This is a genomic window from Phycicoccus sp. Soil748 (genome assembly GCF_001428025.1).
GTDB lineage: Bacteria > Actinomycetota > Actinomycetes > Actinomycetales > Dermatophilaceae > Pedococcus.
Genome location: NZ_LMSC01000002.1, coordinates 81,540 through 106,868 on the forward strand (window position 1 = coordinate 81,540; position 25,329 = coordinate 106,868).

21 protein-coding genes and 1 pseudogene are annotated in these 25,329 nt (G+C 71.5%); 20 read left to right on the forward strand and 2 right to left on the reverse strand.

Annotated features, from left to right (window positions below):
• Positions 1-52: 52 nt before the first annotated feature.
• The 3 genes from ASG70_RS01795 to menD are packed head-to-tail and all read left to right on the forward strand — an operon-like array spanning position 53 to position 3,629.
• A complete protein-coding gene (locus ASG70_RS01795; RefSeq protein ID WP_056882147.1) occupies positions 53-358 on the forward strand; it encodes a hypothetical protein in 306 nt (101 codons plus the stop codon).
• Entirely contained in the window at positions 355-1,848 is a 1,494-nt protein-coding gene (locus ASG70_RS01800) for a hypothetical protein (RefSeq protein WP_056882148.1), read from the forward strand. The genes ASG70_RS01795 and ASG70_RS01800 overlap by 4 nt, the downstream gene beginning before the upstream one ends.
• Before the next feature lie 23 nt (positions 1,849-1,871).
• Positions 1,872-3,629 carry a 2-succinyl-5-enolpyruvyl-6-hydroxy-3-cyclohexene-1-carboxylic-acid synthase gene (gene menD, locus ASG70_RS01805; RefSeq protein WP_056882149.1) on the forward strand — a complete coding sequence of 586 codons (1,758 nt, stop codon included), beginning with the start codon at positions 1,872-1,874 and terminating at the stop codon, positions 3,627-3,629.
• Here the strand turns inward: menD and ASG70_RS01810 are convergent.
• Together ASG70_RS01810 and ASG70_RS01815 are read right to left on the reverse strand one after the other, a co-directional pair.
• Positions 3,592-4,287: an HAD family hydrolase gene (locus ASG70_RS01810; protein WP_056882150.1), complete on the reverse strand. Its 696-nt coding sequence runs from the start codon at positions 4,285-4,287 to the stop codon at positions 3,592-3,594. The two genes, menD and ASG70_RS01810, sit on opposite strands and share 38 nt — an antisense overlap.
• A 3-nt stretch (positions 4,288-4,290) precedes the next feature.
• Entirely contained in the window at positions 4,291-5,583 is a 1,293-nt protein-coding gene (locus ASG70_RS01815; protein ID WP_056882151.1) for an isochorismate synthase MenF, read from the reverse strand.
• A gap of 67 nt (positions 5,584-5,650) precedes the next feature.
• Between ASG70_RS01815 and ASG70_RS01820 the strand changes: the two genes are divergently transcribed.
• The 17 genes and pseudogenes from ASG70_RS01820 to ASG70_RS01900 all read left to right on the forward strand — a co-directional run bounded on the left by ASG70_RS01820 (position 5,651) and on the right by ASG70_RS01900 (position 25,253).
• Positions 5,651-6,391 (forward strand): demethylmenaquinone methyltransferase, encoded by a 741-nt coding sequence (locus ASG70_RS01820; protein ID WP_056882152.1) that lies wholly within the window; start codon positions 5,651-5,653, stop codon positions 6,389-6,391.
• An 87-nt stretch (positions 6,392-6,478) separates the two neighbouring features.
• On the forward strand, positions 6,479-7,813 hold the full coding sequence (locus tag ASG70_RS01825; protein WP_082589955.1) for a geranylgeranyl reductase family protein: 1,335 nt from the start codon (positions 6,479-6,481) through the stop codon (positions 7,811-7,813).
• A gap of 154 nt (positions 7,814-7,967) precedes the next feature.
• The gene (locus ASG70_RS01830) at positions 7,968-8,330 is read left to right on the forward strand and encodes an NADH-quinone oxidoreductase subunit A (protein ID WP_056882154.1); all 363 of its coding nucleotides are present in this window, start codon (positions 7,968-7,970) and stop codon (positions 8,328-8,330) included.
• A gap of 20 nt (positions 8,331-8,350) precedes the next feature.
• A pseudogene (locus ASG70_RS01835) lies at positions 8,351-8,902 on the forward strand (NADH-quinone oxidoreductase subunit B family protein); the annotation flags it as partial.
• A gap of 311 nt (positions 8,903-9,213) precedes the next feature.
• Positions 9,214-9,933, forward strand: a complete 720-nt coding sequence (locus ASG70_RS01840; protein WP_056882240.1) for an NADH-quinone oxidoreductase subunit C — start codon at positions 9,214-9,216, stop codon at positions 9,931-9,933.
• Entirely contained in the window at positions 9,933-11,315 is a 1,383-nt protein-coding gene (locus ASG70_RS01845) for an NADH-quinone oxidoreductase subunit D (RefSeq protein ID WP_056882155.1), read from the forward strand. Before ASG70_RS01840 ends, ASG70_RS01845 begins: the two co-directional genes overlap by 1 nt.
• A complete protein-coding gene (gene nuoE / locus ASG70_RS01850) occupies positions 11,315-12,160 on the forward strand; it encodes an NADH-quinone oxidoreductase subunit NuoE (protein WP_056882156.1) in 846 nt (281 codons plus the stop codon). The genes ASG70_RS01845 and nuoE overlap by 1 nt, the downstream gene beginning before the upstream one ends.
• A 5-nt stretch (positions 12,161-12,165) precedes the next feature.
• Positions 12,166-13,479, forward strand: a complete 1,314-nt coding sequence (gene nuoF / locus ASG70_RS01855; protein ID WP_056882241.1) for an NADH-quinone oxidoreductase subunit NuoF — start codon at positions 12,166-12,168, stop codon at positions 13,477-13,479.
• A complete protein-coding gene (locus tag ASG70_RS01860; RefSeq protein WP_056882157.1) occupies positions 13,476-16,001 on the forward strand; it encodes an NADH-quinone oxidoreductase subunit G in 2,526 nt (841 codons plus the stop codon). The genes nuoF and ASG70_RS01860 overlap by 4 nt, the downstream gene beginning before the upstream one ends.
• A gap of 56 nt (positions 16,002-16,057) precedes the next feature.
• A complete protein-coding gene (nuoH, locus tag ASG70_RS01865) occupies positions 16,058-17,410 on the forward strand; it encodes an NADH-quinone oxidoreductase subunit NuoH (protein ID WP_056882242.1) in 1,353 nt (450 codons plus the stop codon).
• Positions 17,403-18,098, forward strand: a complete 696-nt coding sequence (nuoI, locus tag ASG70_RS01870) for an NADH-quinone oxidoreductase subunit NuoI (RefSeq protein WP_056882158.1) — start codon at positions 17,403-17,405, stop codon at positions 18,096-18,098. The genes nuoH and nuoI overlap by 8 nt, the downstream gene beginning before the upstream one ends.
• Entirely contained in the window at positions 18,095-18,865 is a 771-nt protein-coding gene (locus tag ASG70_RS01875; protein ID WP_056882159.1) for an NADH-quinone oxidoreductase subunit J, read from the forward strand. The genes nuoI and ASG70_RS01875 overlap by 4 nt, the downstream gene beginning before the upstream one ends.
• Positions 18,862-19,161 carry an NADH-quinone oxidoreductase subunit NuoK gene (gene nuoK, locus ASG70_RS01880; RefSeq protein ID WP_056882160.1) on the forward strand — a complete coding sequence of 100 codons (300 nt, stop codon included), beginning with the start codon at positions 18,862-18,864 and terminating at the stop codon, positions 19,159-19,161. The genes ASG70_RS01875 and nuoK overlap by 4 nt, the downstream gene beginning before the upstream one ends.
• A 14-nt stretch (positions 19,162-19,175) precedes the next feature.
• A complete protein-coding gene (nuoL, locus tag ASG70_RS01885; RefSeq protein ID WP_056882161.1) occupies positions 19,176-21,113 on the forward strand; it encodes an NADH-quinone oxidoreductase subunit L in 1,938 nt (645 codons plus the stop codon).
• A complete protein-coding gene (locus ASG70_RS01890; protein WP_056882243.1) occupies positions 21,113-22,639 on the forward strand; it encodes an NADH-quinone oxidoreductase subunit M in 1,527 nt (508 codons plus the stop codon). Before nuoL ends, ASG70_RS01890 begins: the two co-directional genes overlap by 1 nt.
• Positions 22,639-24,237 carry an NADH-quinone oxidoreductase subunit NuoN gene (gene nuoN / locus ASG70_RS01895; protein ID WP_056882162.1) on the forward strand — a complete coding sequence of 533 codons (1,599 nt, stop codon included), beginning with the start codon at positions 22,639-22,641 and terminating at the stop codon, positions 24,235-24,237. The genes ASG70_RS01890 and nuoN overlap by 1 nt, the downstream gene beginning before the upstream one ends.
• Before the next feature lie 14 nt (positions 24,238-24,251).
• Positions 24,252-25,253, forward strand: a complete 1,002-nt coding sequence (locus ASG70_RS01900; RefSeq protein WP_056882163.1) for a polyprenyl synthetase family protein — start codon at positions 24,252-24,254, stop codon at positions 25,251-25,253.
• The last annotated feature ends 76 nt before the right edge of the window (positions 25,254-25,329 follow it).

The following is a 25,329-nucleotide window of genomic DNA, read 5'->3' on the forward strand; positions in this document are numbered from 1 at the left end:
GCCGGGCGGGCGGCTCCTGTCGGCGCCGTCCGTCCTGCGGAACGGTCGCAGCATGGTGGGTGGACCGGAGGACATCAGACGGCTGGCGCGCCGCGTCGCGCTCGAGGCCGAGCAGGTCAGGGAGGTGGCCGCGCAGGTCTCCGCCACCCGCTCCGTGTCGTGGCAGTCAGCCACCGCGAGCGCCTTTCGTGACTCCGTCACCCTGTGCGTGCTGTCGCTGCACCACACCGCCGAGCTGCTCGACACCGCTGCGCGGTTCCTGCTCGCCCACGCGTCCGCGGTCCAGTCCGTCGTGGACGCCCTGCCGCTGGTCGGGGGCGCCGTGCACCATGGTCGGCGCCGTGGTGGTGACCGGTGAGCGACGGCGGGCTGCGCGTCCGCGGCGGAGTCGGCGGGACCACGGTCGGCCTCGCCGCGCTCGAGGAGGCGTCGGGCCGGTTGGCCGGCAGCGCGCAGGACATCGCCGCCTCCCTCGCCCGCACCCTGCTCGTCGCCGCCGACCCCGGGCTGGCCGGGGTGGCGCCGGCCGTCGTCACGGCCGCCGCGGCAGAGGGGGCCCTGGCGCTGGCGGTGGGTCCCGCAGGCCTGGCCGGGGACGCCGCGCGCCTGGTCGGACTGGTGACCGCAACTGCCGCGACCGTGAGCGCCTACCGGGCCGTCGACGCCGAGGTGGCCCGGACGGTGGCCCTGACGCAGGACGCCGTGATGTTCGTGGTGGGGTCGCAGGCGCCCGAGCTGGCCGTCGGGGTCCTGGCGCTCGAGGCGCTGGGGGTGGACGTCGGTGGGGCGCTGGACCGGGCGGTCTGGGAGGTGCCGGCCGTGGCCGACCTGGCGGGCGGCGCGGAGGGCCTGGTCGCGGGCCTGCGGTCCGACCCGCTGACGGCACCGCTGCTGACGCCCGGGGCGGCAGCCGACGCCGAGGGGCCGGGCGGCCCCCGCACCTACGAGGACGCCCTCGCGGTGCTCGCCGACTCGGCGGCCGTGTGGGGCCTGCTGGACGACAGCGGCCCGGTGCACATGCAGCGCGAACCGGCGGGCCCGTCGGGGGCCTCGGCGCCCAGGTCGCTCGAGGAGCTGGTGCGGGGTCAGGGTCCGCTGAGTGACCCGGCCGACCACCCGGGCCGCATCCGTGTCGTGGAGGTGCCCACCGGGACCGGACCGGTCTGGTTGGTGGAGGTGAGCGGCACGCAGGTGTGGGACCCGCGGACCGGTGCGAACCCCTGCGACGTCACCACCGACGTGCGGGCCATGGCGCAGGAGTCCACCGCGCTCGCCCGGGGTGTGCAGGAGGCCCTCGACCAGGCGCAGGCGGAGTCGCGGGCGGGGTCGGACGGCGCAGGGTCGGGCGGCACAGGGTCGGGCGCCGCAGGGCCGGCGTCCGCGGGTGGTCCGGGGCGGGACGCCTCGACCGAACCCGTCATGCTCGTCGGCCACAGCCTCGGCGGCATCGTGGCGGCCGGGCTCGCCTCGTCACCGGCGTTCACCGCGCGCCACCGGGTGACGCACGTCGTGACGGCGGGGTCGCCGGTGGCGCGGATGCCGGTGCCGGCCGGGGTCCAGGTGCTCTCGCTCGAGCACCACCAGGACCCGGTGCCACGGCTCGAGGGCGCCCCCAACCCCGACCGCTCGGGCTGGGTCACCGCGACCCGGGACCTCGACGACGGCCGCGACGGCACCGGGAGCGAGGCCCACGGGGTGGGGGAGTACGCAGCGACAGCGGCAGCCGTCGACCGTTCCACCGACCCGTCACTGGTCGCCTGGCGCGACGGCAGTGAGGCGTTCTTCCACCCCGCAGAGGGCGCGCAGGTGGTGGTGCGGGACTACCGGATCGCCCGCGGGGCGCCCTGACCACGGGTGGCACAATCCGGACCGTGAACCCGTCGACCGCCCTGGCCACCGTGCTCGTCGACGAGCTGGTCCGGCGTGGCGTGCGGCACGTGGTCCTCTGCCCGGGCTCGCGTTCGGCGCCGATCGCGTATGCCGTGCAGGAGGCCGAGCGCGCGGGGCGCCTCACCCTGCACGTGCGTGTGGACGAGCGTTCGGCCGGCTTCCTCGCCCTCGGCCTGGCCAAGCTCACCCGCGTGCCGGCCGTCGTGGTGACGACCTCCGGCACCGCCGTCGCCAACCTGCACCCGGCGGTCCTCGAGGCCCACCACGGCGTGGTTCCGCTGATCGTGCTGTCGGCCGACCGGCCCGTGGAGCTGCGGGGGACCGGGGCCAACCAGACCACCGTGCAACCGGGGATGTTCGCGGAGGCAGTGCGCTGGTCGGCCGACGCTCCGGCCCCACGTCGCGCGCTCGGCGAGGTGGCGAGGTGGCGCGAGCTCGCTGCCGAAGCGGTCCGCCACGCCACCGGCACGGGCTCCCGCAGCGACGCCCGCGCCGGCGCCCGTACCGAGCCGGGTCCGGTTCACCTCAACGTGCAGCTGCGCGAGCCCCTGGTGCCCACCGACGACGAGGCCTGGCCCGAGCCGCTCGAGGCGACCCCGGTCGCCACCCCCGCGGTCGTCGAGCCCTCGGTCGAGACGTCACCCGTGGCCGGCGTGGACCACGTCGCCAGGACGGTGGTGGTCGTGGGCGACCTGCCCGAGCCAGACCAGCTCGAGCGCGCCGTCCGCTGGGCCACCGACCGGGGCTGGCCGGTGCTCGCCGAGCCGTTCGGCACCCATCCCCGACCCGACGTCCTGCCCCACGGCCCACTCGTCCTCAGCGACCCCGGCTGGCTCGACGCCCATGCCCCCGACCGTGTCATCGCGGTGGGGCGGCTGACCCTCTCCCGTCCCGTCGCCGGGTTGCTGCGTCGTCAGGGTGTGCGCGTCGAGGCCGTGGGCGCCCACGGGTGGATCGAGTCGCGACCCGACATCCACACGGTCCACCCGGTCACCGTCCTCGACGCACCGACCGAGACCGACACCGCTACCGGCGCTCAGCCGGATGCCGCCTGGTTGCAGTCGTGGCAGGCGGCGGGCGCCCGGGTGGCGGCCGCCGCGGCGGACCAGCGAGCGCCCTGGCCCAGCGGGCTGGCCGTGGCGCAGACCGTGCTCGACAGCCTCCCCGAGGGGTCGACGGTGTTCGTGGGGTCGTCCAGCTCGGTGCGCGACCTCGACCTCTCGGCCCCTCGCGACTGCAGCCTCAGGGTCGTGGCGAGCCGGGGGCTCGCAGGCATCGACGGCTGCGTGTCGACCGCCGTGGGCGTCGCCCTCGCGGGAAGCGACCCGACCTACGCGCTGATGGGCGACCTGACCTTCCTGCACGACGCCAACGGGCTGCTCATCGGCCCGATGGAGACCCGCCCGGACCTCACCCTGGTCGTCGTCAACGACGACGGTGGTGGCATCTTCACCCTGCTCGAACCGGGCGAGCCCACGCGGGCAGCCGACTTCGAGCGCGTCTTCGGCACCCCCACCGGCGTCGACCTCGCTGCCCTCTGCGCGGCGCACCACGTGCGGCACGAGCTGGTCACGTCGCAGGCCCGGCTCGCAGACGCACTGGCCGCGCGCCCCGACGGCCTGGGCGTGCTGGAGGTGCCGTTGGACCGGTCCCTGCACCGCGACCAGCACGCCCTACTGCGCCAGGCGGCGGCCGACGCCCTCAGGGAAGGTGGCGCAGCGGCATACCCCGCGCGATGAGGTCCTCGCGCAGGTGCTCGGGCCCCGTGAACAGGATCGCGTCGAGGCCGGTCGCCTCGGCGGCCAGGACGTTGGCCGGGCTGTCGTCGACGAAGATGCAGTCGTCGAGCCCCGCGAGGTGGCGCACGCGCTCCTCGAGCACCTCGAAGATCTCCGGGTCGGGCTTGGCGACGCCCTCTTCACCCGAGACGACGATGTCCTCGAACAGGTCGAGCCACTCGAACCGTTCGACGGCGAAGGGGAACAGGTCGGCCGACCAGTTGGTGAGGGCGAACAGCGGCACCTGCGCCGCGTGCAGCTCGCGCAGGATGGCCACGGTGCCCGCGATCTCCTCGACCATCGAGGCGTCGAAGTTCTGGCGGTAGCCCAGGACTTCCTGCTCGTAGTGGGGGTGCGAGGCGAGGGCGACCCGTTCCGCCTCGTCGAGGCTGCGTCCGGCGTCGTTGGCGCGGTTCCACGCGGCGAAGTCGAAGGCCGCGTCGGCGAGGAACGCCGCGGCCCGTTCCGGGCCCACCGCGGCGGCGATGGCGGGCACGGGGTCCCAGCGGATCAGGACGTTGCCGAGGTCGAAGACCACGGCGTCCGCGGGTCGAGGAGCCCAGGCGTCGTCCCGAGCGGGACCGCTGGCGTCCGCAGACGCGGCTAGGTCGTCCCGCACCGGTCAGCCTGCCGTGAGGGCGTCGCGCATGGGCACGAGCTTGGCGTCGGACTCGGCCACCTCGGAGTCGGGGTCGGAGCCGGCGACGATGCCGCAGCCCGCGAACAGCCGCATCGCCGCCGCGTCGTCGGGCTCGAAGGCGCCGCAACGCAACGCGATCCCCCACTCGCCGTCGCCCGAGGAGTCCATCCAGCCGACCGGTCCTGCGTAGCGGCCGCGGTCCATGTGCTCCAGCTCGGAGATGAGCGCGTCGGCCGCAGTGGCCGGCGTGCCGCACACGGCGGCCGACGGGTGCAACGACGCGGCCAGGGTCAGCGACGTGGCACCGTCGGCGAGGACGCCGGCGACGTCGGTGGCCAGGTGCATGACGTTGGACAGGTGCAGCACGAACGGCGACTCGGGCACGTTGACCGAGGAGCAGTGCGGGCGCAGGGCGTCGGCGACCGAGCGCACGGCGTACTCGTGCTCCTCGAGGTCCTTGCTCGACCGGGCCAGCGATCCCGCGAGGGCGAGGTCGTGGGCGTCGTCACCGGTGCGCCGGATGGTGCCCGCGAGCACGCGTGAGGTGACCAGGCCCTTCTCGAGCCGCACGAGCATCTCCGGGGTGGCGCCGACGAGGCCGTCGACGGCGAAGACCCAGGTCGTGTCGTAGCGCTCGGCGAGCCGCTGCAGCAGCCAGCGCGGGTCGATGGGCTCCTGCGCCTCGACGCGCAGGTCGCGGGCGAGCACCACCTTGTCGAGCTCGCCGGCGGTGATCCGTGCGACGGCCTGCTCCACGGCGCCGGCCCACTGCGTCGGCGACAGGGCGCCGTCGGCGAAGGCGATGCCCTGCGGCTCGACGGGCTCGGACTGCCGGGGCACGACGGGGGAGGGGAGCTCGGCGCCGGTGCCGGTGGTCGTCACCCACCACTGGCCGTCGCGGTGCCCGACGACGACCTCCGGTACGACGAGCGTTGCGCCGGAGGGTGACCCGGCGGAGTACGCGACCGAGCCGAAGGTGACGGGACCGGTGCCGGGGCTGCGCACCTCGTCGCGCACGACGGCGGTCGCCACGACGTCACGCCACCACGCCTCGGCCTCGGCGAACCGGTCGGGGCCGTGGGCGGTGAACTCCAGCGCGCGCCCCCAACCGACCAGTCCCTCGCCACGGCGTACCCAGCTCGCGAGCACCCGCGGGTCGGCGACGTCGGGCAGCAGGCGCAGGAGGTGGCCCGGGTCGGGGAGTGCCACGGTGCGGGCGACCAGGGGCGTCCCGTGCGGCCGGGAGGCGGCCGTGGGCGTGGGCAGGGTGCTCATGTCGGGGGTCAGCCTACGACCGGTGGGCGGCCGGTCGTGGTCCTGCCCCGGATGGGAGGATGACGCCATGACGCGCGCCAGCCTCGAGAAGGACCCCCGGGACGTCGCGGCGATGTTCGACGACGTCGCCGGCAAGTACGACCTGACCAACGACGTCCTCTCCCTCGGTCAGGACCGGCTGTGGCGGCGGGCCGTGCTCAAGGCCGTGGCCGCGCGGCCGGGCGAGACGGTCCTCGACATCGCGGCCGGCACCGGCACGAGCAGCGAGCCCTTCGCCGACGGCGGGGTCCGGGTCGTGCCGGCCGACTTCTCGCTCGGGATGCTGCGCGTCGGCAACCAGCGTCGCCCCGACCTCGGGTTCACCGCCGCCGACGCGATGCGGCTGCCCTTCGCCGACGCCAGCTTTGACGCGGTCACCATGTCGTTCGGCCTGCGCAACGTCGCCTCCGTGGAGACGGCGCTCGCGGAGTTCCGGCGGGTCACCCGCCCGGGAGGCCGCCTGGTGGTCTGCGAGTTCAGCCACCCGGTCAACGGCGCGTTCCGCAAGGTCTACACCGAGTACCTCATGCGCTCGTTGCCGCCGATCGCGCGCCGCGTGAGCAGCAACCCCGAGTCCTACGTCTACCTCGCGGAGTCGATCCAGGCGTGGCCGGCGCAGCGCGAGCTCGCCATCACCATCGAGGCGGCCGGCTGGTCGGAGGTCGCGTGGCGCAACCTGACCGGCGGCATCGTCGCGCTGCACCGAGCGGTGAACGGCGAGCCCGGCACCGGGGCGCGAGCGGTGAACGGCGAGGGACAGGCGGGTTAGGGCTGCCTAACTAGGAGGGGCGTGCAGGGCGGGAATAGACTCCGCAGCTGTAGTTCGTGAAGTCGTTCACAAGCGGGTGAGGCAGGCGTGACAGACACCATCAAGCAGGCTGCGGCTGGCAGTCCTGTGTCAGGCACACCCACCGAGACCGCCGACGTCATCGTCGTCGGCGCGGGTCCGGCAGGGTCGGCGACCGCCGCGTACCTGGCCATGGCGGGGCTCGACGTCCTCGTCCTGGAGAAGACCACGTTCCCCCGCGAGAAGGTCTGCGGCGACGGCCTGACCCCGCGCGCGGTCAAGGAGCTCATCACCCTCGGCATCCCCACGCCCGAGGAGGACGGCTGGATCAAGAACCACGGCCTGCGGATCATCGGCGGCGGCATGCGCCTGTCCCTCCCGTGGCCCGACCTCGCGAGCTTCCCGCCCTACGGCCTGGTCCGCACGCGGCAGGACTTCGACGACATCCTCGCCAAGCACGCCGTCAAGCACGGCGCCCGCCTGCGTGAGGGCACCAACGTCACCGGCCCGATCCTGGACTCCCGCGGCTCCATCGTCGGCGTGACCGCCAAGGCCACCGACGAGAAGGGCCGGGCGACCGGGCCCGAGCTGCGCTACACCGCACCGCTGGTCGTCGCCGCCGACGGCAACTCCTCGCGCCTGAGCCTGTCGATGGGCCGCGAGAAGCGCGAGGACCGCCCCATGGGCGTGGCCGTGCGCACCTACTACACCAGCCCCCGTCACGACGACGACTACCTCGAGTCGTGGCTCGAGCTGTGGTCCACCGACGACCAGGGCAAGAAGGTGCTGCTGCCCGGCTACGGCTGGATCTTCGGCGTCGGCGACGGCACCTCCAACGTCGGGCTCGGCATCCTCAACACCTCCAGCGCCTTCGGGAAGACCGACTACAAGGACGTCATGCGTCGCTGGGTCGCGACCATGCCCGAGGACTGGACCTACAACGACGAGACCATGGTCGGCCCGATCCGCGGCGCCGCGCTCCCCATGGGCTTCAACCGCCAGCCGCACTACGACAAGGGCCTGCTCCTCGTCGGTGACGCCGGCGGCATGGTCAACCCGTTCAACGGCGAGGGCATCGCCTACGCCATGGAGTCCGGCCGCCTCGCTGCCGAGGTCATCGCGCAGGCGTTCGCCCGGGGTGACTCCGCCCAGCGCGAGCGCGTGCTGCAGTCCTACCCCGGCGTCATGGCCGACGCGCTCGGTGGCTACTACACGCTGGGTCGCTACTTCGCCAAGATGATCGGCAACCCCGAGGTGATGCGCCTCGCGACCAAGTACGGCCTTCCGCGGACGACCCTGATGAGGTTCCTGCTGAAGGTCATGGCCAACCTCGCCGAGCCCCGTGGGGGCGACGCGAGCGACCGCATCATCACCGCCCTGTCCAAGATGGCGCCCGACGCATGACCCGTCGTGCAATCCCCGAGGCCACCCCTAGGATTGGGGCGCGCACGTCTCGGCCCGTCCGCCACGCGGAGGCCGTTCGGCGCATCGGGACCGGCGCCGGCCCTGGCTTCACAGATCACCTCGACGACGACTTCGGAAGGGGAGTGGCACGGCGATGAGCAACCCCTACGTCCCCCTGCTTTTCCTGCTGGCCATCGGTGGTGGCTTCGCCGTGTTCTCGGTGTTCGCCGCGTCGATCGCCGGACCCAAGCGCTACAACCGCGCCAAGCTCGACGCCTACGAGTGCGGTATCGAGCCCACGCCCCAGGCTGCCGGGGGCGGCCGCGTGCCGATCAAGTACTACCTGACCGCGATGCTGTTCATCGTCTTCGACATCGAGTCGGTGTTCCTCTATCCGTTCGCGGTGGCGTTCAACCAGCTCGGCCTCTTCGCGCTCGTGGAGATGGTGCTGTTCATCCTGACCGTCTTCGTGGCCTACGCATACGTGTGGCGCCGCGGCGGCCTCGAGTGGGACTGACGAGGATCTAGGACATACCCATGGGAATCGAAGAGAAGCTGCCCGCGGGCTTCCTGCTGACCACGGTCGAGCAGGTCGCCGGCTACATGCGCAAGAGCTCGGTGTGGCCCGCCACGTTCGGCCTCGCCTGCTGCGCCATCGAGATGATGGCCGTCGGCACGCCTGACTACGACATCGCGCGCTTCGGCATGGAGCGGTTCTCCGCCACGCCGCGCCAGGCCGACCTCATGATCGTCGCCGGCCGCGTGAGCCAGAAGATGGCCCCGGTCGTGCGCCAGGTCTACGACCAGATGCCCGAGCCCAAGTGGGTCATCTCGATGGGTGTCTGCGCCAGCTCCGGCGGCATGTTCAACAACTACGCCATCGTGCAGGGCGTCGACCACATCATCCCGGTCGACGTCTACCTGCCCGGCTGCCCGCCGCGCCCGGAGATGCTGCTCAACGCGATCCTCACGCTGCACGAGCAGATCCAGGGCAGCAAGCTCGGAGTCAACCGCGTGGCCGCGGCCCGTGCCGCCGAGGCCGCTGCGCTCTCGGCCACCCCGACCCACCAGATGACCGGCCTGCTGGCCCAGGGTGCGGGCACGAGCCTGCCGATCGCCGGCGTCGGCCACACCCACGACCACACCCACGACAAGGCGCACCACCAGGCCGTCGGCCAGGACCGCAGCGCGCACGGAGGTGCCGCGTGAGCGACGCCAAGGACCCCCAGCACGACGCGAAGCAGGGCGCCGAGGGAGCCGAGAAGGACCCCACGCAGGCCACCGCCAACAGCGACGTCCTCGGCAACAAGGCCGCCGCCGCCGCTGCCGACAAGGGCAACGCCGTCGAGGACCCCGCTCCCGTCGTGGCCGGCCCGACGACCGGTACCCAGCCCGGGTCGGTGACCGACCGCGAGACGGGCGAGCGCCTCCCCGCCGCCCCCGGCACCACCCCCGACCCGGTCGTGGTCGGTGAGCGCCGCGGCATGTTCGGCGCGCGCGACACCGGTGACACCACCGGCTACGGCGGGATGGTCAGCCCGATCCTGTTCCCGGCCGCAGCCGTGCGGCCCTACGGCAGCTTCTTCGACGAGGTCGCCGACCAGCTCGAGCGCTCGCTCGTCGGCGGCACCGCCTCCTACGCCGAGGCCGTCGAGCGCGTGGTCGTCGACCGAGGCGAGATGACGCTCTTCGTGCGCCGCGAGCACCTGCGCGCGGTCGCCCGCGTGCTGCGCGACGACCCGGCCCTGCGCTTCGAGATCTGCACCGGCGTCTCCGGTGTGCACTACCCGCAGGAGGAGGGCCGCGAGCTCCACGCCGTCTACCACTTCCTGTCGATCACCCACGGCGGACGCCGGGTCCGCGTCGAGGTCACCGCACCCGACTCCGACCCGCACATCCCGTCGATCGTCGAGACCTACCCGGCGAACGACTGGCACGAGCGCGAGACGTGGGACATGTTCGGGATCGAGTTCGACGGCCACCCGGCCCTGACCCGCATCCTCATGCCCGACGACTGGCCGGGCCACCCCCAGCGCAAGGACTACCCCCTCGGCGGCATCCCCGTCGAGTACAAGGGCGCGACGGTCCCACCGCCGGACCAGCGGAGGTCGTACAACTGATGAGCACCACGACAGGCACCACGGGCACGCACGACACCGGCCCCGCCGACATCTACGCGACCTCCGGCGCCGACGCGGCCGCCTCCGAGGGCGCGCACGTCTTCAACTCCACCGGTGGCGACTGGGACCAGCTCGTCGACGAGGCCGCAGCCCTCCACGAGGAGCGCATCGTCGTCAACATGGGTCCGCAGCACCCCTCGACGCACGGCGTGCTCCGCCTGATCCTCGAGATCGACGGCGAGACGGTGACCGAGACCCGCGCGGGCATCGGCTACCTGCACACCGGCATCGAGAAGAACATGGAGTTCCGCACCTGGACCCAGGGCGTGACCTTCTGCACGCGCATGGACTACCTCGCGCCGCTGTTCAACGAGGCCGCCTACTGCCTCTCCGTCGAGAAGCTCCTCGGCATCACCGACCAGATCCCCGAGCGCGCGAGCGTCATCCGCGTGCTCATGATGGAGCTCAACCGGATCGGCTCCCACCTCGTGGCCCTCGCCACCGGTGGCATGGAGATGGGCGCGACCACCGTCATGACGGTCGGCTTCCGCGAGCGCGAGCGCATCCTCTCGATCCTCGAGATGGTCACCGGCCTGCGCATGAACCACGCGTTCATCCGCCCCGGCGGTGTCGCCCAGGACCTGCCGCCCGGCGCCATCGACAAGGTGCGCGACACGATCCCGTTGCTGCGCAGGGGACTCCACGAGCTCGAGCTGCTCCTGGTCGAGAACCCGATCCTCAAGGGCCGCACCGTCGACGTCGGCTACCTCGACCTGTCCGGCTGCATGGCCCTCGGCATCACCGGCCCGATCCTGCGTTCCACCGGCCTGCCGCACGACCTGCGCAAGCTCGACCCCTACTGCGGCTACGAGACCTACGACTTCGAGGTCATCACCCGCACCGAGGCCGATGCCTACTCGCGCCTGCGGATCCGCATCGACGAGATGTACGAGTCGCTGAAGATCGCCGAGCAGGCCATCGACCGGCTGGCGTCGACGCCCGGCCCGGTCATGGTCGAGGACAAGAAGATCGCGTGGCCGGCCCAGCTGGCCATCGGCGGTGACGGCATGGGCAACAGCCTCGACCACATCCGCGAGATCATGGGCACCTCCATGGAGTCGCTCATCCACCACTTCAAGCTGGTCACCGAGGGCTTCCGGGTCCCGCCGGGCCAGGCGTACGCCGCGGTCGAGAGCCCCAAGGGCGAGCTCGGCTGCCACGCGGTGTCCGACGGGGGCACGCGGCCCTACCGCGTGCACTTCCGGGAGCCGTCGTTCAACAACCTGCAGGCCACGGCCGCGATGTGCGAAGGCAGCCAGATCGCCGACGTCATCGTCGCGGTGGCCTCGATCGACCCCGTCATGGGAGGCGTGGACCGCTGATGGAGCACTACGGACTGCAGACGGCGGCCGGACACCTCACGGTGCCGGCCGAGTCCAAGGAGCCCTACGCCGAGGACGTGCTGGCCCAGCTGCACGCCGACGCGGAGCAGGTCGTGGCCCGCTACCCGCAGAAGCGCTCGGCGCTGCTGCCGCTGCTGCACCTGGTGCAGAGCGTCGACGGCTACGTCACCGGCCGCGGCATCGACTTCTGCGCCGAGGTCCTCGACCTGACCACCGCCGAGGTCTCCGGCGTCGCGACGTTCTACACGCAGTACAAGCGCCACCCCAACGGCGAGTACACCGTCGGCGTCTGCACCAACACGCTCTGCGCGATCATGGGCGGCGACCAGATCTGGGACGAGGTCTCCGAGCACCTCGGCATCGGCCACGACGAGACGACTCCCGACGGCAAGATCACCCTCGAGCGCGTCGAGTGCAACGCCGCGTGCGACTACGCGCCCGTCGTCATGGCCAACTGGGAGTTCTTCGACAACCAGACGCCGGAGTCGACCAAGCAGCTCGTCGACGACCTGCGCTCCGGCAAGGACGTCGCCCCCACCCGCGGCCCGTCGCGCGTCTGCAGCTTCAAGCAGGTCTCGCGCGTCCTCGCCGGCTTCCACGACGGCCTCGCCGACGAGGGCGTCGGCGCCGGCCCCTCCTCGCTCGAGGGCCTGCGCGTCGCCAAGGACAACCACTGGACCGCGCCGTCGGGCGACGACGCCAAGGGTGACGCCCAGGGCGCGGGCCACCCCGACGACCTGGCACCCGGGCTGCGCTCGTCCACCGACGCACCCGCCAACGACGCCGACGAGCAGGCGGGCGACAAGCCCGCCGAGGGGAAGTGACAGCCGTGGCCACCACGCTCACCCCGATCCTCACCAAGTTCTGGGACGACCCGCAGTCCTGGACGCTGGAGACGTACGAGAAGAACGAGGGCTACCAGGCGCTGAAGAAGGCGCTCGGCATGAAGCCCGGGGACCTCGTGCAGATGACCAAGGACTCCGGCCTGCGCGGTCGTGGTGGCGCCGGCTTCCCGACCGGTATGAAGTGGGGCTTCCTGCCCCCGCCGGACGGCGGCCCCCGCTACCTCGTCGTCAACGCCGACGAGTCCGAGCCGGGCACGTGCAAGGACATCCCGCTGATGATGGCTGCGCCGCAGTTCCTCATCGAGGGCGTCGCGATCACGTCGTTCGCCATCGGCTGCAACCACGCCTTCATCTACCTGCGCGGCGAGGTCGTGCACGTCTACCGCCGCCTGCTGCGCGCGGTGGAGGAGGCGTACGCCGCCGGCTACCTCGGCAAGAACATCCAGGGCAGCGGCTTCGACCTCGACGTGACGGTCCACGCGGGCGCCGGCGCCTACATCTGCGGTGAGGAGACGGCGCTGCTCGACAGCCTCGAGGGCCGCCGCGGCCAACCGCGCCTCAAGCCGCCGTTCCCCGCGGTCGCGGGCCTCTACGCGCGCCCGACCGTCGTCAACAACGTCGAGTCCATCGCCTCGGTCCCGCCGATCCTGCTGCACGGCGCCGACTGGTTCACCGGCATGGGCACCGAGAAGTCGCAGGGCTTCGGCATCTTCAGCCTCTCGGGGCACGTCAAGCGTCCCGGCCAGTACGAGGCGCCGCTCGGCATCACGCTGCGCGAGCTGCTCGACATGGCCGGCGGCATGCGCGACCCCAACAAGAAGCTCAAGTTCTGGACCCCGGGTGGATCATCGACGCCGATCTTCACCGACGAGCACCTCGACGTCCCGCTCGACTTCGAGTCGGTCGCGGCGGCGGGCTCGATGCTCGGCACCCGCGCGCTGCAGATCTTCGACGAGACCACCTGCGTGGTGCGCGCTGTCGACCGCTGGACCGACTTCTACAAGCACGAGTCCTGCGGCAAGTGCACCCCGTGCCGTGAGGGCACCTGGTGGCTCAAGCAGATCCTCGGCCGGCTCGAGCACGGGCAGGGCGACGAGGAGGACCTCGAGAAGCTCCTCGACATCTGCGACAACATCCTCGGCCGGGCGTTCTGCGCCCTCGGCGACGGGGCGACCAGCCCGATCACGAGCAGCATCCAGTACTTCCGCGAGGAGTACCTCGCCCACCTCACCAACGGTGGCTGCCCCTTCGACCCGAGGGAGTCGTCGCTGTTCGCGAAGGAGAAGGCCACCGCATGACTGTCACCACGAGCCCCAGTGCGGGCGGCAACGCCGTGAGCAAGGGCGGCGACGCCTCGACCCCGCCGGCCGTCGACCTGGTCACGCTGACCATCGACGGTGTCGACGTGTCGGTGCCGAAGAACACGCTGGTGATCCGTGCCGCCGAGGAGATCGGCGTCCAGATCCCGCGGTTCTGCGACCACCCGCTGCTCGAGCCGGTCGGCGCCTGCCGCCAGTGCCTCGTCGACGTCGCGACGCCGGGCCCCGACGGCTCGCTGCGCCCGATGCCCAAGCCGCAGGCGTCGTGCACCATCTCGGTGTCGGAGGGCATGCAGGTCAAGACGCAGCAGACCTCGCCCGTCGCCGACAAGGCGCAGCAGGGCGTGATGGAGATGCTGCTCATCAACCACCCGCTCGACTGCCCGGTCTGCGACAAGGGTGGCGAGTGCCCCCTGCAGAACCAGGCGATGAGCAACGGCCGCGCCGTCTCCCGGTTCGAGGACGTCAAGCGCACGTACCCCAAGCCGATCAACATCTCCTCGCAGGTGCTGCTCGACCGTGAGCGCTGCGTCCTCTGCGCCCGCTGCACCCGCTTCTCCGACCAGATCGCCGGTGACCCGTTCATCGCGCTGGTCGAGCGCGGCGCGCTGCAGCAGGTCGGCATCTACGAGGAGCAGCCCTTCGAGTCCTACTTCTCGGGCAACACCGTCCAGATCTGCCCGGTGGGCGCGCTGACCGGTGCCGCCTACCGCTTCCGCAGCCGCCCCTTCGACCTCGTGTCGACGCCGAGCGTCTGCGAACACTGTGCGTCCGGCTGCTCGATCCGCACCGACCACCGTCGCGGTGTCGTGCTGCGCCGCATGGCCATCAACGACCCGGCCGTCAACGAGGAGTGGAACTGCGACAAGGGCCGCTGGGCCTTCCAGTACGCCACCACCGGTGACCGCTTCCAGTTCCCGATGGTCCGTGACGAGCTCGGCGAGCTGCAGGTCGCGTCGTGGCCCGAGGCGCTCGAGGCGGCTGCTGCCGGCCTGCGTGCCGCCAAGGGTGTCGGGGTGCTCGTCGGCGGCCGTGTGTCGGCCGAGGACGCCTACGCCTACGGCAAGTTCGCGCGCACCGTCGTCGACACCAACGACGTCGACTTCCGGGCCCGTCCGCACTCGCAGGAGGAGGCCGACTTCCTCGCCTCCACCGTGGTGGGCACCGGCCCGCACGGCGCTGCGGTGACCTACGCCGAGCTCGAGACCGCCAAGACCGTCGTCCTGGTCGGGTTCGAGCCCGAGGAGGAGAGCCCGATCGTCTTCCTGCGGCTGCGCAAGGCGCACCGCAAGCACAAGACCGCCGTGTACGCCGTCGCGCCCTTCGCCACCCGCGGGCTCACCAAGCTCGGCGGCACGCTCATCCCGTCGGCTCCCGGCACCGAGGCCGAGGTGCTGCGCGCGCTCGGTGACGGCGTCACCGGCAACGGCGCCGCGGCCAAGGCCGCCCAGGCGCTGCAGGAGCCGGGCGTGGTCGTCCTCGTCGGTGAGCGCCTCGCCACCGTCCCCGGTGCCCTGTCCGCTGCCGTCGCCCTCACCGCCTCGACCGGCGCCCGCCTCGCGTGGGTGCCCCGGCGTGCGGGGGAGCGCGGTGCGCTCGAGGCCGGTGCCCTCCCGGGCCTGCTGCCCGGCGGCCGACCGGTCTCCGACCCCGCTGCCCGCCAGCAGGTCGCCGAGGCCTGGGACGTCGTCGGCCTGCCCGACGCTCCCGGCCGCGACACCGCCGGCATCATCGCCGCCGCGACGACGGGGGAGATCAACGCCCTGGTCGTCGGTGGCGTCGACGCCGCCGACCTGGCCGACGCCAAGGCCGAGGAGGCCCTGGCCAAGACGTTCGTCGTCTCCCTCGAGCTGCGCCCCTCGTCGGTGACCGCGGTCGCCGACGTGGTGCTGCCCGTGGCCGCCCACGCCGAGAAGGGCGGCACGTTCGTCGACTGGGAGGGCCGCACCCGCCAGTTCGCGACGGCCCTGGACACCCAGTACCAGTCGGACTACCGCGTGCTCGACATGCTCACCTCCGAGCTGGGTGGCTTCCTCGGCACGCGCACCCTCACCGAGGTCCGCTCCGAGATGCAGGCGCTCGGGCCGTGGCAGGGCGAGCGCCCCGCCGCGCCTGCCGTCGAGGTCGGCCCCGTGCCGACCGCCGGAGACGGCCAGGCCGTCCTGGCGACCTGGCACCACCTGCTCGACCGCGGGTCCCTGCAGGACGGCGAGCCGTTCCTGGCGGGCACCGCCAAGGAGGCCCGCGCCCGCGTGTCGGCCGCCACCGCGGAGGGCTTCGGCCTCACCGACGGCGACCTCGTGCGGGTCGCCACCGGCGCCGGCGCGGTCACCGTGCCGGTGGAGGTCGTCGAGGACATGGTCGACCACGTCGTCTGGCTGCCCACCAACTCGGAGGGCAGCGCCGTCCGTGCCACGCTGGGCGCCGGCGCCGGGGCCCTCGTGACCCTGACGAAGGCCGCCACCGCTGCCACCACCGTGGAACGAGAGGTCACCCAGTGAGCACCGTGACGTATGCCGCGCAGGCCGTCACCGGCCTACCGCACCTCACGGCCGGGCTGGCCGCGAACGTGCCCTTCGCCGACAACCCCCGCGTCGACTTCAGCGACACCCCGTGGTGGCTGCACCTGGTCAAGGCGCTGCTGGTCTTCGTCTTCCTGCTCGTCAACACGCTGATCGTCATCTGGTTCGAGCGCCGCGTGATCGGGCGGATGCAGCAGCGTCCCGGCCCCAACCGCACCGGCCCGTTCGGCCTGCTGCAGACGCTGGCCGACGGCGTGAAGCTGGCGCTCAAGGAGGACCTGACCCCCAAGAACGCCGACAAGGTCGTCTTCGCGCTGGCGCCGGCCATCGCGGGTGCCATGGCGTTCGTGTCGTTCGCGATCATCCCGCTCGGGCCGACGGTCTCGATGTTCGGCCACCGCACCCCGCTGCAGCTCACCGACATCCCCGTCGCCGTGCTGCTGGTCCTCGCGGTCGCGGGCGTCGGCGTCTACGGCATCGTGCTGGCCGGCTGGTCGTCGGGCTCGACCTACCCGCTGCTCGGTGGCCTGCGCTCGACCGCCCAGGTCATCTCCTACGAGATCGCCATGGGCCTGTCGCTCGTCGCGGTCTTCCTCTACTCCGGCTCGATGTCGACCTCGCAGATCGTCGCCTCGCAGAAGGACCTCTGGTACATCATCCCGGCGTTCTTCAGCTTCTTCGTCTATGTCATCACCATGGTCGGCGAGACCAACCGCCTGCCGTTCGACCTCGCCGAGGGCGAGGGTGAGCTCACCGGTGGCTTCCACACCGAGTACTCCTCGCTGAAGTTCGCGATGTTCTTCCTCGGCGAGTACGTCAACATGTTCACCGTCTCGGCGCTGGCCACGACGATGTTCCTCGGTGGCTGGCAGGCGCCTCCCGGCATCGCCGCCATCAACGACGGGATGTTCAACCACGGCTGGTGGGGCCTGCTCTGGTTCGTCATCAAGCTCTGGCTGTTCATGTTCTTCTTCGTGTGGCTGCGCGGCTCGCTGCCCCGTGTCCGCTACGACCAGTTCATGCGGTTCGGCTGGAAGTTCCTCATCCCCGTGACCCTGGCCTGGGTCGTGGTCGTCGCCTTCATCCGCGGCAGCCAGCTCGGCTACTTCGGTGACGCGGCCCTGACCCTGGGCAACCGCCGGTTCCCGCTGTTCAGCATCATCTTCGTCGTCATCGTCTCGCTCGCCGCGCTGCTCGCGGTCTGGCTGTGGGACAACAAGAAGATCGAGCGCGAGGCCGTCCGCAACGCCCCGGCGCCGGAGGAGGTCGACCCGTTCGCGGGTGGCTACCCCGTGCCGCCACTGCCCGGACAGCGACTCAAGGAGCCGAGCATGGCCCTCAGCGACCGCAGCGAACGCGCACCCGAGAAGGAGGCCACCCGTGGCTGACGAGCAGAAGAAGGGCGGGTTCCTCGCCGACCTCTTCGCCCCGGTGGGTGGCTTCGGGGTCACCTTCGCCACGATGTTCCGCAAGCTCGAGACGGAGGAGTACCCGGAGGAGAAGCGGCCCACCCAGCCTCGGTTCCACGGGCGCCACCAGCTCAACCGGCACCCCGACGGCCTCGAGAAGTGCGTCGGCTGCGAGCTGTGCGCGTGGGCCTGCCCGGCCGACGCGATCCTCGTCGAGGGCGCGCAGAACGACGACACCGACGGCGGCCTCGGGCGGTTCTCGCCCGGCGAGCGCTACGGCCGCGTCTACCAGATCAACTACCTGCGCTGCATCTTCTGCGGCCTGTGCATCGAGGCGTGCCCGACCCGCGCGCTGACGATGACCAACTTCTACGAGCTCGCCGACGACAACCGCGGCGACCTCATCTTCACCAAGGAGCAGCTCCTCGCGCCGCTGGCCGAGGGCATGCTGCCCGCGCCCCACCCGATGGTGGACGGCATGGAGGAGCGCGACTACTACCAGGGCAAGGTCGCCCGCGCGACGCCCGAGCAGGAGGCCTGGGTGGCCGAGCGCGACGCCCAGCCCCAGGACGGGCTGGCCCCTAGCGGCGACCCCGTCGAGGGCGTCGACACCGTGACCACCCGGCAGGCCACCCGTGAGAGCAGTGGAGAGGCGGTGCGCCGATGACCGGCCTCGGTGAGCAGATCATGTTCTGGGTCCTGGCACCCATCAGCGTCCTCGGTGCGCTCGGCCTCATCTTCGCCAAGAAGGCCGTGCACGCGGCCCTGGGCATGGCCCTGGTCATGATCAACCTCGGCGTCTTCTACATCGCGCAGGAGGCGGACTTCCTGGGCATCATCCAGATCTTCGTCTACACCGGCGCCGTGATGATGCTGTTCCTGTTCGTCCTGATGCTCGTCGGCGTCGACTCCTCCGACTCCCTCGTGGAGACGCTCAAGGGACAGAAGTGGGCCTCGGTCCTGCTGGCCCTCGGGCTCGCCGCCCTGGTCTTCACCGCGGTCGGCCGGGTGCGGTTCGCGCCGATGAAGGGGCTGTCCGGGGTCAACGACAGCACCGGCAACGTCACCGGCGTCGCCGAGCTGATCTTCGGCAAGTACGTCTGGGTCTTCGAGATCACCTCGGCCCTGCTGATCACCGCCGCCCTCGGCGCGATGGTCCTGGCGCACCGTGAGCGCATCGGCGCCAAGCCGAGCCAGCGGCTGTGGTCCGAGCGGCGCATCCGCGACAACCGCAACGTCGCCGGCCTGCCGGCCCCCGGTGTCTACGCGCGCAGCAACGCCGTCGACACCCCGGCCCTGCTGCCCGACGGCACCCCCAGCGAGCTGTCGGTGTCGCGAGTGCTCACCGCCCGCGAGCAGGTCGTCGCCCCCGTCCGCCACATCGAGTCCGAGCACGACATCGAGCACGAGATCGAGGAGGGCTCACAGCGGTGAACCTCGTCAACTACATCTACCTCGCGACCCTGCTGTTCGCGATCGGTGGCGCGACCGTCCTCATGCGGCGCAACGCCATCATCGTGTTCATGGGTGTCGAGCTGATGCTCAACGCCACCAACCTCATGTTCGTGACCTTCGCGCGGATGAACGGCAACCTCGACGGCCAGGTGATCGCCCTGTTCGTCATGGTGGTCGCCGCCGCCGAGGTGGTCGTCGGCCTCGCGATCATCATGGCCATCTTCCGTGCCCGCCGGTCGGCCTCGGTCGACGACGCCAACCTCCTGAAGCTGTAGAAGGGGCCTCGAAGGTGACTTCCCTCGCAACTCTCGCCGCCGCCGACGGTGCCGCCACCGCGGCCACCGGCATCACGGCATACGCGTGGCTGCTCGTCGCGCTGCCCATGCTCGGTGCCGCCGTGCTCCTCCTCGGGGGACGCGCCACCGACAAGTGGGGGCCGCTGTTCGCCACCGCGATGTCGTGGGCGGCGTTCGTCGTCGGCGCGATCATCTGGATCTCGATGGTCGGCCGCGACCCGGGGGCCCGGGCCGCGTCGCTGCACCTGTTCAGCTGGGTGCCGGCCGGGTCGTTCAACGTCGACGCCGGCATGCTCGTCGACCAGCTCTCGGTGACGTTCGTGCTGCTGGTGACGTTCGTCGGCTCGCTGATCCACGTCTACTCCCTGGGCTACATGGAGCACGACCCGGACAAGCGCCGCTTCTTCGCCTACCTCAACCTCTTCGTCGCCGCGATGCTCCTGCTGGTGCTCGCCGACAGCTACCTGCTGCTCTACGTCGGCTGGGAGGGCGTGGGCCTGGCGTCCTACCTGCTCATCGGGTTCTGGAACCACAACCCCGCGTACGCCACCGCCGCCAACAAGGCGTTCGTGGTCAACCGCGTCGGTGACTTCGGGCTGTCCGTCGCGATCATGATCATGTTCGCCGCGTTCGGGACGGTCTCCTTCGCCGGTGTCCAGCAGGCTGCCCAGGGCGGTGCGGGGGAGGGTGTCCTCACGGCCATCGGCCTCATGCTCCTGCTCGGTGCCTGCGGCAAGTCGGCACAGTTCCCGCTCCAGAGCTGGCTCGGCGACGCCATGGCCGGCCCGACCCCGGTGTCCGCGCTCATCCACGCGGCGACCATGGTCACCGCCGGTGTCTACCTCGTGGTCCGCAGCGGCTTCATCTTCCACGGCGCCCCCAACGCGCAGCTGGTCGTCGTCATCGTCGGCGCGATCACGCTGCTCTTCGGTGCCGTCGTCGGCTGCGCCAAGGACGACATCAAGAAGGCGCTGGCCGCCTCCACGATGAGCCAGATCGGCTACATGATGCTCGCCGCCGGCCTCGGCCCGGTCGGTGCGGCGTTCGCGATCTTCCACCTGCTGACCCACGGCTTCTTCAAGGCCGGCATGTTCCTCGGCGCCGGCTCGGTCATGCACGGCATGAACGACCAGGTCGACATGCGCCGGTTCGGTGGCCTGTCGGGCGCCATGAAGATCACCTGGGTGACCTTCGGGCTCGGCTGGCTCGCGATCCTCGGCGTCCCGCCGTTCTCGGGCTTCTGGTCCAAGGACAAGATCATCGAGGCCGCGTTCATCGGCGAGGGCTGGCGCCCGTGGGTCTTCGGGCTCACCGCGCTCATCGGCGCCGGCATCACCGCCTTCTACATGTCGCGCCTGTTCTTCATGACCTTCCACGGCAAGAAGCGCTGGACCGACGACGTGCACCCGCACGAGTCGCCCCGGACGATGACCGTGCCGATGATGGTGCTGGCCGTCGGGTCCGCCCTGCTCGGCCTGGTCCTGTCCATCGGTGGCACCTTCACCCACTGGCTCGAGCCGATCACCGGCTCCCACGGTGAGGAGCACCCGGTGCTGTCCGTGCCGGTCATCACGATCCTCACGCTGGTGCTCGTGATCGGCGGCATCGCCCTGGCCTGGATGCGCTACTGGCGCGACTCGGTGCCGGTGGCGCAGCCGACGGGCTCGCTGGCCACCCGGGCGGCGCGTCGCGACCTCTACCAGGACGACGTCAACGAGGGCGTGTTCATGCGCCCCGGCCTCCACCTGACGCGGGCCCTGGTGTTCGCGGACAACCGTGGGGTCGACGGCGGCTTCGGCGGCCTCGCGGCCCTCGTCGGTGGCACGTCCAGCCGTCTGCGTCGCCTCCAGAACGGCTTCGCGCGTTCCTATGCCCTGACGATGCTTGCCGGCGTCGTCGTGATCCTCGGTGCTCTGTGGGTGATCCAGTGATGACGAACTTCCCCTGGCTGACCGTGATCGGGTTGATCCCGCTCATCGGTGCTGCCGTCGTGGCCGCCCTCCCGGCAGGGGTGACCGACCGGGCGAAGCACATCGCGCTCGGTGTCTCCGTCGTGACGCTCGTGATGGGCATCGCGGCTGCGCTGCAGTTCGAGAACAAGTCCGGCACGCAGTTCCAGCTCGCCGAGCAGCACGAGTGGATCCCGCAGTTCGGCGTCTCCTACGCCGTGGGCGTCGACGGCATCGCGCTCGTCATGATCCTCATGGCGCTGGTCCTGACCCCCGTGTGCATCCTCGCCGCCTGGCGCGACGTGCCCGAGGGCGGCAAGCGCGAGAAGAACTACTTCGCCCTGATGCTGGCGCTCGAGACGTTCATGGTCGGCGTGTTCGCCGCCACCGACGTCTTCCTGTTCTACGTCTTCTTCGAGGCCATGCTCATCCCGGTCTACTTCCTGATCGGGTCCTACGGCGGCCCGCGCCGGCAGTACGCCGCGGTGAAGTTCCTGCTGTTCTCCCTCGCGGGTGGGCTGGTCATGCTCGTGGGCGTCCTGGCGCTCTACCACTACGGCCCCGGCGGCTCCGACGGCTTCCTCGTCTCCAAGCTGACCGGCCTGCACCTGGGCACCACCCCCGAGCGCCTCATGTTCGTCGCGTTCTTCTTCGCGTTCGCGGTCAAGGCGCCGATGTGGCCGGTCCACACCTGGCTGCCCGACGCCTCCACCGAGGCCCGCCCCGCCACCGCGGTGCTGCTCGTCGGCGTCCTCGACAAGGTCGGCACCTTCGGGATGATCCGCTTCTGCCTCCAGCTCTTCCCGGAGGCCAGCCGCTGGGCGACTCCCGTGGTGCTCGTGCTCGCGGTCATCTCGATCCTGTACGGCGCGCTGCTCGCGATCGGGCAGACCGACCTCATGCGCCTGATCGCCTACACCTCGGTCAGCCACTTCGGCTTCATCGTGCTCGGCATCTTCGCCTTCACGACGACCGGTGCCGCCGGCTCGACGCTCTACATGCTCAACCACGGCTTCTCGACGGCGGCGCTGTTCCTCGTCGGCGCGATGCTCGTGGCCCGACGCGGCAGCAAGCGCATCCCCGACTTCGGTGGCTGGCAGCGCGTCACGCCCGGCCTCGCAGGCGTGTTCCTCGTGGCGGGCCTGTCGGGCCTGGCGCTCCCGGGGCTCAGCTCGTTCGTCTCGGAGTTCCTCGTGCTCGTCGGGACGTTCCAGCGCTACAAGTTCGCGGCAGTCGTCGCGACGGCGGGCATCGTCCTGGCCGCCCTCTACATCCTGCTCATGTACAAGCGGATGATGACCGGCCCCAAGCCGGAGCTCGAGGGCCCGGTCCGCGACATCAGCCTCCGGGAGAAGATCGTCGTCGCCCCGCTCATCGCGGCGTTCGTGGTCCTCGGCTTCTACCCGAAGCCCGCGCTGGACATGCTCAACCCGGCCGTGTCGAAGACCCTGCAGTACGTCGGAGTCTCCGACCCCACCCCGACCTCCGCTGACGGGAGCACGAAGTAATGCCCGCCGTGACTGTCCTGGCCGCGCCCATGGTGCCGGCTGCCTTCAAGGCCGCCGACGTCTCCTACGGCGCCATCGCCCCGATGCTCATCGTCGTCGCCGGTGCGCTCGTCGGCGTCCTCGTCGAGGCGTTCGCGCCGCGGCGGGTGCGGCACACCACCCAGCTGGCGCTGGCCCTGGTGACCCTGGTCGCCGCCTTCGTCGTCCTCGTCACCGTGTCGACCAAGGCGACGAACCGGGGCGGCACGCTCGCCCAGGCCGTGATCATCGACGGGCCGTCGCTGTTCCTGCAGGGCGCGATCCTGCTCATGTCGGTGCTCGGTGTCCTCACCATGGCCGAGAAGTTCGGCGGCCAGGGCTCCGACGCGTTCACCCCGATGGGTGCCGCGGTCCCCGGCTCGGCGCACGAGGCGGCCGCCCTGCGCGCCGGCCTCGCCACCAGCGAGGTCTTCCCGCTCACGCTGTTCGCCGTGGTCGGCATGATGCTCTTCCCGGCCGCCGGTGACCTGCTGACGATGTTCGTCGCGCTCGAGGTCCTGTCGCTGCCGCTCTACCTCATGTGCGGCCTGGCCCGCCGGCGCCGCCTGCTGTCGCAGGAGGCGTCCCTCAAGTACTTCCTCCTCGGTGCGTTCAGCTCCGCGTTCTTCCTCTTCGGTGCCGCGCTCATGTACGGCTACGCCGGCTCGCTCAACATCGCCGACATCGCCACCGCGGTCTCGGGCGCGTCCGCCAACCTCGAGGGCCTGCTCCTTCCGGGCGTCGTGTTCGTCATGGTGGGCCTGCTGTTCAAGGTCGGCGCCGTGCCGTTCCACTCCTGGACCCCCGACGTCTACCAGGGCGCGCCGACCCCGGTCACCGGGTTCATGGCCGCCTGCACCAAGGTCGCCGCGTTCGGCGCGATCCTGCGCATCGTCTACGTCGGCATCGAGGCCAACCGCTGGGACTGGCGCGGGGGCATCATCGCCGTCGCCGCGCTGACCATGGTCGTCGGCGCCGTCCTGTCGGTGACCCAGACCGACGTCAAGCGGCTGCTGGCCTACTCCTCGATCGCCCACGCGGGCTTCATCCTCGTGGCCGTGCTGTCCTTCGACCGCACCGGCGTCTCGGGCACGCTGTTCTACCTCGTCGCCTACGGCTTCATGACCATCGCCGGCTTCGCCATCGTCTCGATGGTGCGCCAGGGCGGCTCCGAGGCCTCGCACCTGTCGCAGTGGGCCGGCCTCGGCCGCAACCACCCCGTGGTCGCGGGCGTCTTCGCGTTCCTGCTGCTGGCCTTCGCGGGCATCCCGCTGACGTCCGGCTTCACCGCCAAGTTCGCGGCGTTCTCCCCGGCGGTCGCCTTCGGCGGCACCTCCGGTGTCGCGCTGGTCGTCATCGGTGTGCTCTGCAGCGTCATCACGGCCTTCGTCTACGTGCGCCTCATCGTGCTCATGTACTTCACCGAGGCCCCCGCCGGTGAGGCCGTGGTCGCCGAGACCGCGTCGCCCTACACGACGATCGCGATCACGGTCGGCACCCTCGTCACCCTCGTCCTCGGCGTGCTGCCGACGCAGGTGCTCGACCTGGCCGAGCGGTCCTCGCAGTTCCTGCTGAAGTGAGCAGGGCTGCGCAGATGAGCCCCACCCCGCCGGTCCTGGCGCTGCCGGCCACCTCCGAGGAGCTGGCCGGCAGGCTCCAGGGCGGGCTGGCTGAGGTCGACGCGCTGCTGCGGCGCGAGGTCGACCACGACGACCCGTTCATCGCCGGCGCCAACGCCCACCTCGCCGAGGCGGGCGGCAAGCGGTTCCGGCCGCTGCTCACCCTGCTCGCGTCGGAGGTGGGCTCCGGCGTCAACCCCGAGGTGGTGGCTGCGGCCACCGGCGTCGAGCTCACGCACCTGGCCTCGCTCTACCACGACGACGTCATGGACGAGGCGCTCGTGCGGCGAGGGGCGCCCAGCGCCAACGCCCTCTACGACAACTCCACGGCGATCCTCGTGGGCGACCTGCTGTTCGGCACCGCCTCGTCGATCATCGCCGACCTGGGCCCGGAGGCCGTGAAGATCCAGGCGCAGACGTTCGTGCGGCTGTGCTCGGGCCAGATCCGCGACGCCCGCCCGGCGCCCGAGGGCGTCGACCCGGTCGACTACTACCTTCAGGTGCTCGCCGACAAGACCGGCGTCCTCATCGCCACCTCGGCGCGCTACGGCGCGATGTTCGCCGGCTGCGACCCCGTGACCGTGGAGACCCTGCGCGAGTACGGCGAGCGGCTGGGCATGGCGTTCCAGCTCGCCGACGACCTCATCGACATCGCGTCCGCCTCCGAGGACACCGGCAAGACCCCCGGCACCGACCTGCGCGAGGGCAAGCGCACGCTGCCCGTGCTGTTCGCGCTGGCCTCCACCGACCCGGCCGACGCCCGGCTGCAGGAGCTCCTGCGCTCGGACCTGCGCGACGAGCGGTCCCTCGCGGAGGCGCTCGAGCTGCTGCGGGTGCACCCGGCGATGGACCTCGCCCAGGAGCAGACCAACGCCGTCGCCGAGGAGGCCGTCGCCGCCCTGGACTCGCTGCCCGACAGCGAGGCGCGGACCGCACTGGTCGCGCTGGCGAGCAGCGTCGTCACCCGCGTCGGCTGAACGTCGCGCGGTCGCCCTCCTGGCCCGGTCCGGTCGGGCGAACGAGGCTCGACCGTCGCTGCCCGCAGGTAGGGTC